The sequence below is a fragment of the Streptomyces flavofungini genome (assembly GCF_030388665.1).
Taxonomy (GTDB): Bacteria; Actinomycetota; Actinomycetes; order Streptomycetales; family Streptomycetaceae; genus Streptomyces; species Streptomyces flavofungini_A.
Genome location: NZ_CP128846.1, coordinates 1,607,870 through 1,621,428, shown reverse-complemented (window position 1 = coordinate 1,621,428; position 13,559 = coordinate 1,607,870). Strand labels below are relative to the sequence as shown.

Annotated in this window: 9 protein-coding genes; 6 read left to right on the top strand and 3 right to left on the bottom strand. The window is 74.0% G+C overall.

All coding sequences use genetic code 11. From position 1 onward, the window contains the following. The first annotated feature begins 21 nt into the window (after positions 1-21). The 5 genes from QUY26_RS06285 to QUY26_RS06265 all read left to right on the top strand — a co-directional run bounded on the left by QUY26_RS06285 (position 22) and on the right by QUY26_RS06265 (position 7,424). Positions 22-891: a metallophosphoesterase family protein gene (locus tag QUY26_RS06285; RefSeq protein WP_289944122.1), complete on the top strand. Its 870-nt coding sequence runs from the start codon at positions 22-24 to the stop codon at positions 889-891. 388 nt (positions 892-1,279) lie between these two features. Further along, positions 1,280-2,071, top strand: coding sequence for an SDR family NAD(P)-dependent oxidoreductase (locus QUY26_RS06280; protein ID WP_289944121.1), 792 nt, complete (start codon positions 1,280-1,282; stop codon positions 2,069-2,071). Between the two features lie 96 nt (positions 2,072-2,167). Next, positions 2,168-3,313, top strand: a complete 1,146-nt coding sequence (gene dgoD, locus QUY26_RS06275; RefSeq protein ID WP_289944120.1) for a galactonate dehydratase — start codon at positions 2,168-2,170, stop codon at positions 3,311-3,313. Positions 3,314-3,415: 102 nt separating this feature from the next. Continuing rightward, a complete protein-coding gene (gene qcrB / locus QUY26_RS06270; RefSeq protein ID WP_289944119.1) occupies positions 3,416-5,059 on the top strand; it encodes a cytochrome bc1 complex cytochrome b subunit in 1,644 nt (547 codons plus the stop codon). Positions 5,060-5,162: 103 nt separating this feature from the next. Beyond that, the gene (locus QUY26_RS06265) at positions 5,163-7,424 is read left to right on the top strand and encodes a tetratricopeptide repeat protein (protein ID WP_289944118.1); all 2,262 of its coding nucleotides are present in this window, start codon (positions 5,163-5,165) and stop codon (positions 7,422-7,424) included. A gap of 207 nt (positions 7,425-7,631) precedes the next feature. On the opposite strand, the gene QUY26_RS06260 is transcribed toward QUY26_RS06265, so the two are convergent. The 3 genes from QUY26_RS06260 to QUY26_RS06250 all read right to left on the bottom strand — a co-directional run bounded on the left by QUY26_RS06260 (position 7,632) and on the right by QUY26_RS06250 (position 11,819). After that, complete coding sequence (locus tag QUY26_RS06260; protein ID WP_289944117.1) at positions 7,632-9,017, bottom strand: hypothetical protein; 1,386 nt, start codon at positions 9,015-9,017, stop codon at positions 7,632-7,634. A gap of 14 nt (positions 9,018-9,031) precedes the next feature. Then, positions 9,032-9,508, bottom strand: a complete 477-nt coding sequence (locus tag QUY26_RS06255) for a hypothetical protein (protein WP_289944116.1) — start codon at positions 9,506-9,508, stop codon at positions 9,032-9,034. 94 nt (positions 9,509-9,602) lie between these two features. After that, the gene (locus tag QUY26_RS06250; protein ID WP_289944115.1) at positions 9,603-11,819 is read right to left on the bottom strand and encodes a terpene synthase family protein; all 2,217 of its coding nucleotides are present in this window, start codon (positions 11,817-11,819) and stop codon (positions 9,603-9,605) included. 503 nt (positions 11,820-12,322) lie between these two features. On the opposite strand from QUY26_RS06250, the gene QUY26_RS06245 reads away from it, so the two are divergent. Beyond that, positions 12,323-13,501, top strand: coding sequence for an MFS transporter (locus tag QUY26_RS06245; protein WP_289955515.1), 1,179 nt, complete (start codon positions 12,323-12,325; stop codon positions 13,499-13,501). The last annotated feature ends 58 nt before the right edge of the window (positions 13,502-13,559 follow it).

Genomic DNA, 13,559 nt, shown 5'->3' with positions numbered 1-13,559 from the left:
CGCGTCGGTTAGCCTCACGTGGTGACGACATCTGCCGCATCCCGACGGACGCCGAGGCTGTTCGGCATCAGTGACCTGCACATCGCCTATGCCGAGAACCGGAAGTTCGTCGACGAGCTCTGGCCGGAACACGAGGGCGACTGGCTGATAGTCGCCGGTGACATCGGCGAGATGATGAGCGACATCGAGTGGGCGCTGCGCACCCTCACCGACCGCTTCGACACCGTGATCTGGTCGCCCGGCAACCACGAGCTGTGGACGCCCCGCGACGACCCGAACCAACTGCGCGGCGAGGCCCGCTACCGCCACCTCGTGGAACTCTGCCGGGGCCTCGGCGTGCACACCCCCGAGGACCCGTTCCCGGTGTGGCGCGGCGAGGGCGGCCCCGCGGTGCTCGCCCCGCTGTTCCTGCTGTACGACTACACGTTCCGGCCCGCCGGCAAGCACACCAAGAAGGACGCGCTCGCGTACGCGTACGAGACCGGCGTGGTCTGCACGGACGAGGTGCTCCTGCACCCGGATCCGTACGCGACCCGCGAGGACTGGTGCCGCGCCCGCGTCGCGCTCACCAAGGACCGGCTCGACGCCCTCGACCCCGAACTGCCGACCGTCCTCATCAACCACTGGCCGGTCGTCCGCGAACCCACGCGCATCCTGCACTACCCCGAGTTCGCCCTGTGGTGCGGCACCGAGGCGACCGCCGACTGGCCCGTGCGCTACCGCGCCGCGGCCGTCGTCTACGGCCACCTGCACATCCCGCGCACCATCTGGCACGAGGGCGTTCCGCACGTGGAGGTCTCCGTCGGCTATCCGCGCGAGTGGCAGCGCGAGCGCCACCCCTCGCCGCGGCTGCGCCAGATCCTGCCCGCACCGCGCCCCGCCGGGAGCTGACCGCGCCCCTCTCCCCACCCTCCCCGCACCACCCGTCGCCTCCGGCGATCCGCGTCGTGTGCGTCAGGGGGCTGTCGGCGTCCCTCGCCGAGTCTGAGCCCACTGCGGACCGAGTGCCCAGACCGAGGGATGCGACAGGGGAGCGGCTTGATGCGGTCCGATACGAAGGTTCACGCGGTCACTCACGTTCATGGGGGTACGTACGCGCGCGGAGGCGCGTGCGTTGACGGCGGAGTCGGCAGGTGTCCGGACGCAGGACCGGACATACAGTGGATGGCGCATGCCATCAGCGGTCGCCGCTCCCCGGCGGGCCGTCCGCGCGGTACGGACGTGTGGCACGGCCCCGGGGAGCGGTCGCGCCGCCCACCCGCACGAGGGGACGCAGCCCGTGAACCCAAGCGCACACGCGGAGCGCCCCGCCGCCCCGTCCGGCGCCCGCTTCACCGGCAGGGTCGCCGTGGTCACCGGCGGCGCCTCCGGCATCGGCGCCGCCACGGCCGTGCGCCTCGCCGCCGAGGGCGCGGCCGTCGTCGTCTGCGACGTGGACGCGGGCCGGGGTGAGCCGGTCGCGGAGGGCATCCGGGCCAAGGGCGGCAGCGCGGTGTTCGTCCGCGCGGACGTCGCCGAGGCCGGCGACTGGGAGCAGGTCGTCGCGGCCGCGCACGGCTTCGGCCCCGTCGGCGTCCTCTCCAGCAACGCTTACGCCTGCGAGGTCGCCCCGGCCCACGCCATGACCCGGGCCTCCTGGGAGCACCAGCTCGCGGTGAACCTCACCGGCGCGTTCCTCGGCTTCAAGGCCGTCCTGCCCGACCTGCGCGCCCACCGCGGCGCCGTCGTCCTCACCTCCTCGGTGCACGCCCACACCGGCATCCCGGGCCGCCCCGCCTACGCGGCGAGCAAAGGCGCCCTGCTCTCCCTGTGCGGACAGCTCGCCGTCGACTACGGCCCCGAGGTGCGGGTCAACGCCGTCGTCCCGGGGCCGATCCTCACGCCCGCGTGGGGGGACGTGGGCGAGGCGGACCGGGCGCGCAGCGTCGAGGGGACGGCGGCCGGGCGGTTCGGCGCACCGGGAGAGGTCGCGGCGGCCATCGCGTTCCTCGCCGCCGACGAGGCGTCGTACGTCACCGGGACGAGCCTGACCGTGGACGGCGGCTGGAGCGTGGTCAAGGACTCCGCCTGAGCGGTCCGCCACGCGCCGGACCCGCCCGATCCCGCCCTCGGCGCCCCCCGCGTCCGCCACCGCCCGCCGCACCGAGCGAGGAGAGACCGACACACCATGAAGATCGACCGCGTGGAGACCTTCCTCGTCCCGCCCCGCTGGCTGTTCTGCCGGGTGCAGACCGACGACGGCGTGATCGGCTGGGGCGAACCCGTCGTCGAGGGCCGCGCCGAGGTGGTGCGCGCCGCCGTGGACGTACTCGCCGAGTACCTGATCGGCAAGGACCCGCTGCGGATCCAGGACCACTGGCAAGTGCTCACCAAAGGCGGCTTCTACCGCGGCGGCCCCGTCCTCTCCAGCGCCGTCGCGGGCATCGACCAGGCCCTGTGGGACATCGCGGGCAAGACGTACGGCGCCCCCGTGCACGCCCTGCTCGGCGGGCCCGTGCGGGACCGGGCGCGGGTGTACGCGTGGGTCGGCGGCGACGAGCCCGCCGTGCTCGCCGAGCACATCGCCGAGCAGGTCGAGGCGGGCTTCACCGCCGTGAAGATGAACGCGGCCGGAGCGACCTCGCCGCTCACCACGCCCGCCGAGACCGCCGCCGTCGTCGACCGCGTCGCCGTCGCCCGCGAGGCCCTCGGGCCCGATCGGGACGTGGCCGTCGACTTCCACGGCCGCTTCACCCCCGCGAGCGCCCGCCGCGCCCTCGCCGAACTCGCCCCGCTGCACCCGCTGTTCGCGGAGGAGCCGCTCCTGCCCGACCAGAGCCACCTGCTGCCCGCCCTGGTCGCTGCCAGCCCCGTCCCCGTCGCCACCGGCGAACGCCTCTACAGCCGCGCCGAGTTCCTGCCCGCCCTCACCGCGGGCATCGCCGTCGCCCAGCCCGACCTGTCGCACGCGGGCGGCATCACCGAGGTCCAGCGCATCGCCGCCCTCGCGGAGACCCACGGCGCGCTGCTCGCCCCGCACTGCCCGCTCGGTCCGATCGCGCTCGCCGCGAGCCTCCAACTGGCCTTCACCACCCCGAACTTCCTCATCCAGGAGCAGAGCCGCGGCATCCACTACAACAAGAGCGCCGACCTCCTGTCGTACGTCGTGGACACCGAGCCGTTCCGCTTCACCGACGGGCACGCCCACCGCACGGACCTGCCCGGGCTCGGCGTCACGGTCGACGAGGCGGCGGTGCGGGCGGCCGACCGGAGCGGGCACGCCTGGCGCAACCCCGTGTGGCGGCACCCGGACGGATCGTTCGCCGAATGGTGAGGCCCGGGGGTCGACAGCGGGCTCGTCCCGGGGCGCCGCACGGCCCTGTTGCGTGAGCGCGCGGCACACCTACCCTGGATAGCCGCCCGAGGGGGGAGCCGCATGAGCGAACGTGCCCGCAGCACCGGCCCCGGCAAACGGGACGCCGGTCCCGGCAAGGGTGAACGCGTCGCCGACTGGGCGGACGGCCGCCTCGGCGTGCACACCCTCGCCAGGACCCAGATGCGCAAGGTGTTCCCGGACCACTGGTCCTTCATGTTCGGCGAGATCTGTCTCTACAGCTTCCTGATCCTGATCCTCACCGGCGTCTGGCTCACCCTGTTCTTCGAGCCGAGCGGCATCGAGGTCGAGTACAACGGCAGTTACGAACCGCTCAAGGGCGTGCTGATGACCCGCGCCTTCGAGTCGACCGTCGACATCAGCATGGAGGTGCGCGGCGGACTGCTCATCCGGCAGATCCACCACTGGGCGGCCCTCGTGTTCGTCGCCGGGATGCTCGTGCACATGATGCGGGTGTTCTTCACCGGCGCGTACCGCAAGCCGCGCGAGATCAACTGGGTGTTCGGCTGGACCCTGTTGATGCTCGGCCTCATCACCGGCCTGACCGGCTACTCGCTCCCCGACGACCTGCTGTCGGGCACCGGCATCCGCTTCGCGCAGGGCGCCATCCTGTCGATCCCGGTCGTCGGCACGTACCTCTCCTTCTTCCTCTTCGGAGGGGAGTTCCCGGGACACGACATCATCCCGAGACTCTTCGCCGTGCACGTCCTGCTGCTTCCCGGCATCATGCTGGGCCTGGTCGTCGCCCATCTGATCCTGGTCTTCTACCACAAGCACACCCAGTTCGCCGGGCCGGGGCGGACCGAGAAGAACGTGGTCGGCGCGCCCTTCCTGCCCGTCTACGTCGCCAAGGCGGGCGGCTTCTTCTTCCTCGTCTTCGGCGTCCTCGCGCTGATGGGCGCCATCGCCACCATCAACCCCGTATGGGCCCTCGGACCCTACCGGCCCGACCTCGTCGGCACCGGCGCCCAGCCCGACTGGTACCTCGGCTTCTCCGAAGGGCTGATCCGGGTGATGCCCGGCTGGGAGATCAACGCCTGGGGCCACACCCTGCAACTGGGCGTCTTCATTCCCTTCGCGCTGTTCCCGCTCATCATGGCGGCGATCGGGGCGTATCCGTTCATCGAGGCCTGGATCACCAAGGACAGACGCGAGCACCACATCGCCGAGCGCCCGCGCAACGCCCCCGTCCGCACGGGCCTCGGCGTGGCCTGGCTGACGCTGTACGGCGTGCTGATGGTCGGCGGCGGCAACGACCTGTGGGCCACGCACTTCCACCTCTCCATCAACGCCATCACCTGGTTCGTGCGCGTCGCCTTCTTCGTCGCCCCGCCGCTCGCCTTCGTCGTCACCCACCGGATCTGTCTGGGGCTGCAGCGCCGCGACCGCGACAAGGTCCTGCACGGACGCGAGAGCGGCCGCATCAAACGCCTCCCGCACGGCGAGTACGTGGAGGTCCACGAGCCCCTCAGCCAGGCCGAGCGGTACCGGCTCACCGCGCACGAACAGCCCCGGCCCCACGAGGTGGAGCCCCTGGTCGACGCGAACGGCGTGGCCCGCAAGGTGCCCCGCTCGGAGCGGCTGCGGACACGGCTCTCCCGGGCGATGTACGGCCCCGGCGCCCAGGTGCCGAAGGCCACGGCGGAGGAGTACCGGCGGATCCACAGCGGCGACGGGCACCCCTGAGGCGCTTCGGGGCGGGCGCCACCGGGACGCGCCGGTCGGACGGACCGCCCGGGGAAAGCGAGGTGGCGTTCCGTCAGGCGCCGTGCCCTGGAAGACTGCCCGCGTGGATTCGGTGGCCAACAACATCTCGGGCGGGACCTTCCGTGACGTCATCCAGGCGGAGCACGTCACGGTCCGAGGCTGCGTGAGCGGTCAAGTTCGCGCCCCGCGCGTTCCGTTCATGGCGCCCGCGGCACCCGGACGGCTCGTGGACCGGCTGCCGGTGCGCGCCGCCCTCGACCGCCTCGCCGACGCCGGGGCCGACCGCGCCGCCGCCGAGGTCGTCGTGGTGACGGGGCCGCCCGGCATCGGCAAGAGCGGCGCCGTCCTGCACTGGTCGGCGCTGCGGCGCGGGGACTTCCCCGGCGGTGTCCTCTACGCCGACATGAGCCCGCGCGGCGCCCTGGACCCCGCCGACACCCGTTCCGTCCTGGAGTCGTTCGTCGCCGCGCTCGGCACCCCGCGCGCCGAGATGCCCGCGGAGCCCGCGCCGCTCGCCGCGTACTACCGCCACCTCACCGCGCACGAACCCTGCCTGGTGCTGCTCGACGACGTCGTGACGGCCGGTCAGGTCCCGCCGCTGCTCCCCGGGCACCCCGGGAGCATGGTCGTCCTCACCAGCCGCCTGCTGCTCAACGGCCTGCGCACCGTCCTGCCGGGGTCCGAACCGGTGTACGTGCGCCTCGCGGGGCTCGACGACGCGTCCTGCCAGGAGCTGTTCCTGGACACGGCGGGCCGCGCCGTGACCGCCGAACTCACGACTCAGGGAAAGGAGTTGCTCCGGTCCGTCATCCCCGCCTTCGCGGGCCTGCCCGCCGCCGCCCGGCTCGCCGGGGCGCGCGCCGCGGACCCGCTGGAGGGCGGCGTCGAGGAGTTCGTCCGCCGACTCCTGGCCCTGCCCACCTTCCAGGAGGCGCTGACCGTGCCCGACGACCCGCACACGTACTCCCTGCGGTCCGTCTTCGAGGACTCCTACGCGGCCCTCGATCCCGCGAGCGCCGCCGTCTTCCGCGGCCTCGGCCTGAACCCGACGCCCGAGTTCGCCGACGCCCTCGTCGACGAGCTGGCGGGTGGCCCCGACGCGGGCGCGCGGGCGCGGCGCACCCTCCTCAACGGCAACCTCCTCGAACGCCCCGCCCCCGGCCGCTGCCGCATGAACGGCCTCCTCCACGAGTACGCGGGCGCCCTCGCCCGCACGGACACCGACGAGGCCGCCGCGGTGGCGGCCCGCATCACCGGCTGGTACCTGCGGCGGGCCGCGGCGGCCGAGCACCTGGTGTCGGGCCGCTGGCGCCGCGCCGAGATCTTTCGCCGACCCGCCTTCCTGGAAGGCGTGTTCGCCGACGAGACCGAGGCCCTGGACGCCCTGGAACCGGACCGCGAGAACGCCGCGGCCCTCACCGGCCTCGAGTACGCCCGCGGCCACGACCGCACCGTCTGCGACCTCGCGGAGGCCCTGCGCGGCTTCTTCTTCCGCCGCAAGCACCACACGCTGTGGGTGGAGGTGGCGGAGCGGGCCGTGAGGGCGGCGGAGCGGATCGCGGGCGCGGGTGTGGGGGACGGGGCGGGCCCGCAGGCCGGTGCGGGAGATGGGGCTGGGGATGGTGCGGGCGTGAGTGCGGGCCCGGCCGCCGGGGATGCCGCCGTGCCGGACGACGCGGCCCTCGTCCTGGCCCGCTGTCACTACGAGCTGGCGTTCGCGCTCTTCGACCAGGGCGGCGCGGAGAGCGTCGAGCGAGCCGGTCACCACTACGGGCTCGCCCTGCGCCGAGCGCGCGCAGCCGGGCACGTCCGCACCGAGTCCTCAGCGCTCGAAGGCCTCGGCCAGGTCGCCGTGGAACAGGGCCGCCCGCAGGACGCCCTGGACTGCTTCCGGCAGGCGCTGCGCGCGCTCGGCGACCTCGCCCACCCGCGCGGCCGGGCCCTGCTCCAGTACCACATGGGGCGCGCGGCGAGCGCCGCCCACCTCCACGAGGAGGCCGCCGCGGCCCTGCTCGGCGCACGCCGGCTCTTCGCCGAGCTGCCCGTGCCCGACCGCTACAACGAGGCCCGCGCGCTGACCCGTTACGCCCAGGCCCGGCTGGCCGCCGACCGCGCGGACGAAGCCGTCGCCCCGCTGGACGAGGCGATCACCCTTCTCCAGGAGCGCGGCGCCCCCAAGGAGGAGGCCGACGCCCGCCTCACCCGCGGCGACGCGTGGGCGGCGCGCGGCGCCCAGGGGCGAGCCCGGGAGGACTGGCGGGCGGCGCTCGACACCTACCGGAGGCTGGGGAGTGTGGGGGCCGCGGGGGCGCGGGAGCGATTGGGGGAGGGGGCCGACTCGTGACCGTCGGCCGCCGGGCCGGGCGCGGGATGGTGAGCCGTCGTACGGGCCCGTCTGACCGTGGCCGCGGGACTTGTCGGCCGCCGCGCCGCGGCGGTGGCCGACGGCTGCGGGACCGCACGCGGGACGGTCAGGCGCCAGGCGGCCCGCGTGACCATGGCCGCCGCACCGCGCGCGTGCCCGTGTGCCGCCGCGCGGCCCGCGCGGCCCTCAGCCGCCGAACGGCCCGGGATCCGCACCCGGCCGCCGCACCCGCAGGCGCGCGGGTTCACCGTCCGGTGTGAGCCGTACCAGTGCCTCGCCCGCCCAGTCGCCTCCGTGCTGGAGCAGGCAGGCGTACACCGCGGACGCGGTGAGCGAAGCCGTCGCCCAGCCGGGTGTCGACTCCCAACCTGCTCGGAGTGAGGTGCCGTTGCGGGTCCGCACCAGGCACCCGTCGCCCTCTCGCGGCACGGCGACCAGGGCGCAGCCCGGGTGGTCCCTGAACAACTCCTTTGTCAGCGCGGCGAGGTGGTGCCCCGAAGCGGGGGAGCGGGCCGTGACCACGTCCGCCGCGTGGGCCCAACGCGCGTCGGGCTCGCCTGCGGTGACGGCCAGGTGGGCGTCGGTGAACGGAGGGGACGGGGCGGCGGCGGCACGGGCATGGGCCGGATAGCGCCGGATCAGCAGCTCCGGCAGCCCCGTCGGCTCCGGCGACTCGGTGGCCCCGGTGACCCCGGTGGGCTGCGTCGGCCGGTGGGCTCCGCCGACCGCTGTCACCACGGCCTCGACGAACAGAGGCCGTTCCACGGGTGAGCGGGGCGCCGGCGGCAGGTCCTGCGGGACGTCGACGGGGCGCGGGGTGGGCGGCGCGGCGGGTTCGTCCAGGTCGAGCATCCGGTAGCAGAGGCGGCGCAGGCGGGCCGGTGCGTCGCCCGGGTGGGAGGTGATCTGGGCGGTGACCGCGGCGAGCCGGGGGTCCGTCGCCTGGTCGCGTGCGGCGTCCTCCAGTTGGGCGGCGAGCGGTCGCGCGGGCGAGAGGCGGGGCAGTACCGTGCCGAGGGCCGCCATGGGGGAGCCCGCCGCCACGCCGTCCTCGTCGAAGGCGCCGAGCAGCCCGGGCACACCGAGCCCGGCCGCGTACAGCGTCACGGAGCCGTGATCGCCGATGAACGCGTCCGCCGCGCACAGCGCCGCCTGCCAGGTGCTGCCCGCGGGCGGGGGAAGCAGGAGTCCGGCGTCCAGGTGCGGGCGCAGCCAGGATCGGATCTGCCAACCGCCGTGGCCGTACCAGGCGTTGGGGTGCACTGCGGCGAGGACGCGGAACGAGTCGTGGGGCAGCTCGGCGAGCGCGCGGAGCACGACGTCGCCGGCGGAGCCGAGGAGGGAGCGGCGGCCCCAGGTCGAGCTGAGGACGAGCAGACGCTGGTCGGGGCGGACGCCGAGCGCGGCGCGGTACTCGGCGCGGAAGGGGAGGGAGGCGTCGAGCCGGTCCATGCAGGGGTCGCCGACGACGTGCGCCACCGGCAGGGCCTCGGGGCAGCCGACGCGGAGCCGGGCGAGCTGTTCCTCGTGGGAGAGGACGATCGCGGAGGGTATCAACTCGCCGTCGTGCACGAGCCATTCAGCCGTCAGGCCGAAGGCTCCCGGCTCCCGGCTCCCGGCTCCCGGCTCCCGGCTCCCGGCTCCCGGCTCCCGGCTCCCGGCTCCCGGCTCCCGGCTCCCGGCTCCCGGCTCCCGAGTCTCTTATTATATCCAGCGCCGTGCGGGGCGCCCAGGAGTGGTGCGGAGATGGTGTGCAGGGCCCCGCCGCGGCTCGTGCCGATGGCCAGGTCGAAGTCCGTCTTCACCGCCTCGTCCCAGGGGACGAGGGGGAGTTCGCGGGCGGCGGCGAACTCGGCGACGCCGTCCGCGAACGGTGAGGAGCCCGTGCAGGTGAACAGGGTCTGCACCCGCCGGTCGCCGTCGAAGGCGGTGAGCAGGTCGAGCAGCCGGGTCGCCGAGGTCACGTTGTGGATGACGCCGAGGACGGTGCGTTCGGGGGCGACGGTGAGCCAGCGGGCGGGGGCGCCGGGGGCGGCCGGGTGGACGTGGTTCGGCTCCCGCACGGCGCGCGCCCTCCCCACGTTCCCGGGGCCGGACCGCGCCGACCCCGGGCCGATCCCGGTGATCGGCCCGTCCGCCGACCTTACCCGCAGGCGCTCACGGGGTGGCGAGCTCCCGCAGCCACGCGGGGCGCACCACTTCCATGCCGAGGCCGGTGGGCTCGGGCACCGGCCCGTGCGAGAGGTCCTCCTGGCGGTAGCGGCGGCAGTCGCGGTGCCAGATGTAGATCCCGGCCATCCAGTGCTTCAGCTCCTCCACATAGCCGTCGAGGGTGTCCCGCGCTTCCTGGTTGAGGTCGAACTCGTCGTACAGGACCGGCAGTTCATGGGCGATGACGTGCTGGAACTGGTTCATTCGGGACCGCATCAGATCGTCCACGATGCCGAGGGCGGTCGGGTAGTCGCAGTCGAAGAAGTTCTGCACGACGAGGACGGCGTTGTGCACCTCGCCCTCGTACTCGATCTCCTTCTGGTAAGAGAAGACGTCGTTCATGAGCGTCGCGTAGTCGGCGGCGGCGTTCTCCAGGTTCTGCATCGGCCCGCTGGCGTAGATCTCCTGGGGCACCCGCTTGCCGTGCCCGAGGCGGCTCAGGCTCATCGTGAACTGGGAGCCGAAGGTGTGGCGGCGCATCTCGATGTAGTCGACGGGCTCCGGGACGCGGTTCTGTGCCTGGTTGCCCAGCTCCCACAGCCAGCTCTCCAGCATGTCCACGAGCGTCCGGTGCAGCGCGGCACGCCCCCCTGCGTCCATGGGGCCCGCCGTCCGCGCCCACAGGTCGGCGAGGCCGCGCTCCAGGGCGTTGGCGGGCGGTGGCGTCGGCGAGCAGTCCAGCGGCATGAACAGCAGCAGGCGGTCGTTGCACACCTTCGCGCCGAGCAGGTCCCGGGGCCTGCCGAACACCACCGGGTAGTAGTCGTCGCCGTACGTCCCCCAGGTCAGCCAGCACGAGCCGAGGTCCAGCTGCTCCGGTGTGGCGTCCGGGTGCAGGCCCGCGGCGCACAGCGGGAAGTCGAACCCGGCGAGCTTGCGGGCGTCCCAGACGTGCGACGCGGGCACGCCCGGCTGGGGCTCCAGCATGCCCATGCGGGTGGCCCAGGCGACGACCTCGCGCCGCGAGTGGTCGAGGTGGGGGCTGAGGGTGGTCGTGTAGGGCAGGTCGAAGTCGGGGATCACGGAGGGGCCGACGCGCTGGTACGGGACGTGGGTGAAGCGGCGCACGCGCTGGGCGCCCGTCGCCGCCATCAGGGCCTTGATGCCGGCGGCGGACGTGCCGAGGCCGGTGGGGCCCGCGAGGGGCGAGGGGCGGTCGGTGGCGCCCTCGTTCATGTACCGGCTGGAGCGCATGTGCCACTCGTGGCCGCCGGACTGCCAGTCCTGGAGCCCCTTGACGTACGCGAGGACGTCGGCGCTCTGCCTCGGTGTCAGCGACTTCTCGGCGCACAGCGGGGCGAGTTCGGTGAAGGCCGTGTCCTCGAACTGCTGCATCCGGGCCGTGAGAAGGTCGTTGACCGACTCCGCGGCCTCCTGGGTGGAGCAGCCGAGGAACGTCTCGAGGACCAGGACGCCATTGCTCAGCTCGCCCTCCTCCTCGACCTCCCGCTGGTAGGAGAACAGGTCGTTGCGCAGGTGCACGGCGTCGGAGAACGTGTCCCTGAGGACCCGCAGCGGCCGGGACCCCGCCACCGCCGCCGGGACCTCCGCTCCCGTCGCGTACTCGACGAGCCCCGCCGACCAGGGGGCGCCGCCGACCTTGCGGCGCATCTCGATGTACTCGACGGGGTTCGCGACGCGGCGCGCGTTGATGTTGGACAGCTCCCACAGCGACTCGTTGAGGAGGTTGCGGGTGCTCTCCGCGAACCGGGCCCGCCATGCCAGGGACATGCTGGGCACCGTGCGCGTCCACAGGTCGGCGAGGCCCGCCTCCACCGGGTTGGTGGGCTCGGGCATCGGCGTCGCGAGGTCCATCGGCATGAACGCGGGCAGCCGGTCGAGGTGGGCCTTGCCGCCCACCCGGTCCTGGGTGCGCTTGAACAGCTCCAGGAAGTGGTCGTCGAAGAAGAACACCCACACGTACCAGTCGGTGACCAGGGAGAGGGCCGCGCTGTCGCAGTCCGGGTGGGTGTACGCGCACAGCAGCGCGTAGTCGTGCGCCTCCAGGTCGGCCGTGTCCCAGACCCCGGAGCCCTCCAGCATCCCCATGTCGCGCGCCCACTTCCTGGTGTGCGCACGGGCCTCCTCCGTATGGGGGTTGAGGCGCGCCGGATGCACCATGTAGAAGCTCGGCAGTTCGAAGGGACGTGACGGCTGCGGCATGCGGGGCTCTCTCCTCGCGGACGGCGTACGGGCAGCCGAGCACTACCCGGGCCGCGCCGCCGGATGCCGGGCGCCGCCCCCGGTCACACCATCGCGTGATACGCCGGACCGGATCCGGCCCGTGAGTCAAACACGCGTGCGGAGAAGGGTGTTGAGCGAGCGGCAGGGGGAGGGTGCAGGGCGGGTCGGGGCGGTGGGGAGAAATGCCTTGTGCGCGGGGGGCGCAGCGGCGAAGGTGAACCCTCGTGACCGAACGCACCACGCCCACGCCGGGGCCGATACCGGCCGTCGCCGCGCCCACCCCCGTGGAGGCGACCGCTCCGGAAGCCATGGCCTTCGCGGCTCCGGATGCCTCGGCTCCGGATGCCTCGGCTCCGGGCGCCGGGGGTTCGGATGCCTCGGCTTCGGATGCCCGGGGTTCGGGCGCTCCCGCTCCGCACACCCCCACGCAGGGCGCCCCCGCCCCGCACGCCCCCGCTCCCCCCGCCTCCCTCAGCCGTGGCATGGTGCTGCTCCTCGCCGTCGCCTGTGGTGTGGCCGTCGGCAACATCTACTTCCCGCAGGCCGTCAGCCCGCTTGTCGCCTCCGGGCTCGATGTGTCCGGCGACACGGCCGCCCTCGTGGTGACCGCGGCCCAGTTCGGCTACGCGCTCGGCATCTTCTTCCTGGTGCCCCTCGGCGACCGGGTCCCGCACCGCACGCTCATCACCGCCCTGTTCGCCCTCAGCGGCGCCGGGCTGCTCGCCGCGAGCGCCGCGCCCGCGCTGCCGCCGCTGCTCGGCGCGAGCATGCTCGTCGGCGTCACGACGGTCGTCGCCCCCGTCGTCGCGCCCATGGCGGCGGGACTCGTCCCCGCCGACCGCCGCGGCGCCGTCACCGGCACCATCCTGAGCGGATCCATCGGCGGCATGCTGCTCTCACGCGCGTTCGGCGGCGCGCTCGGCGAATGGCTCGGCTGGCGGGCGCCCTACCTCGTGGCGGCCGTGGTGGCGCTCCTGATCGCCGCCGTCCTCGCCCGCAGCCTGCCCCGCACCGTCCCGACGTCGAGCCAGCGCTATCCGGCGCTGCTCGCCGAGTCGCTGCGGCTGCTGCGCGGGGAGCCTCTGCTGCGGCTCTCCTGCTTCTACCAGGCGACGGCCTTCGCGGCCTTCCAGGCGCTGTGGACCGGGGTCGCCCTGTTCCTGACGAGCGGGACGTACGGCCTCGGCGCCTCGGCGGTCGGCGCGCTGGCCCTGGTGAACGCGGGCACGATGCTGGCGACGCCGTTCGCGGGCCGCCAGATCGACCGGCGCGGCCCGGACGCGGTGAACGCCGTCTGCCTGGTCGCGGTCGTCGCCTCGGCTGGAGTCCTCGCCCTCGGCGGCCTCGGCGGCGTGCCCGGACTCGTGGCCCTGGCCCTCGGCACGCTGCTCCTGGACGTGGCCATGCAGTCCGGGATGGTCGCCAACCAGGTGCGGATCTTCGCCCTCAGCGCCGAGGCCCGCAGCCGCCTCAACACGGCCTACATGACGTGTGCCTTCATCGGCGGCGCGGCGGGCTCGTCGCTCGGGGCGCTGGCGTACGCGACGCTGGGCTGGGCGGGAGTCTGCGCGTGGGTGGGGGTCCTCGGGGCGGTGTCGGCGCCGGTGGCGGTGCGGCGGTGGCGGCGGGGTCCGGCCGGGGTGTGCGGGACATTGAGGTGACTGATGCATCAGTCAGCATCGCAATGGCCTGAAAGTGTGAGTATGGACCGGAAGATCA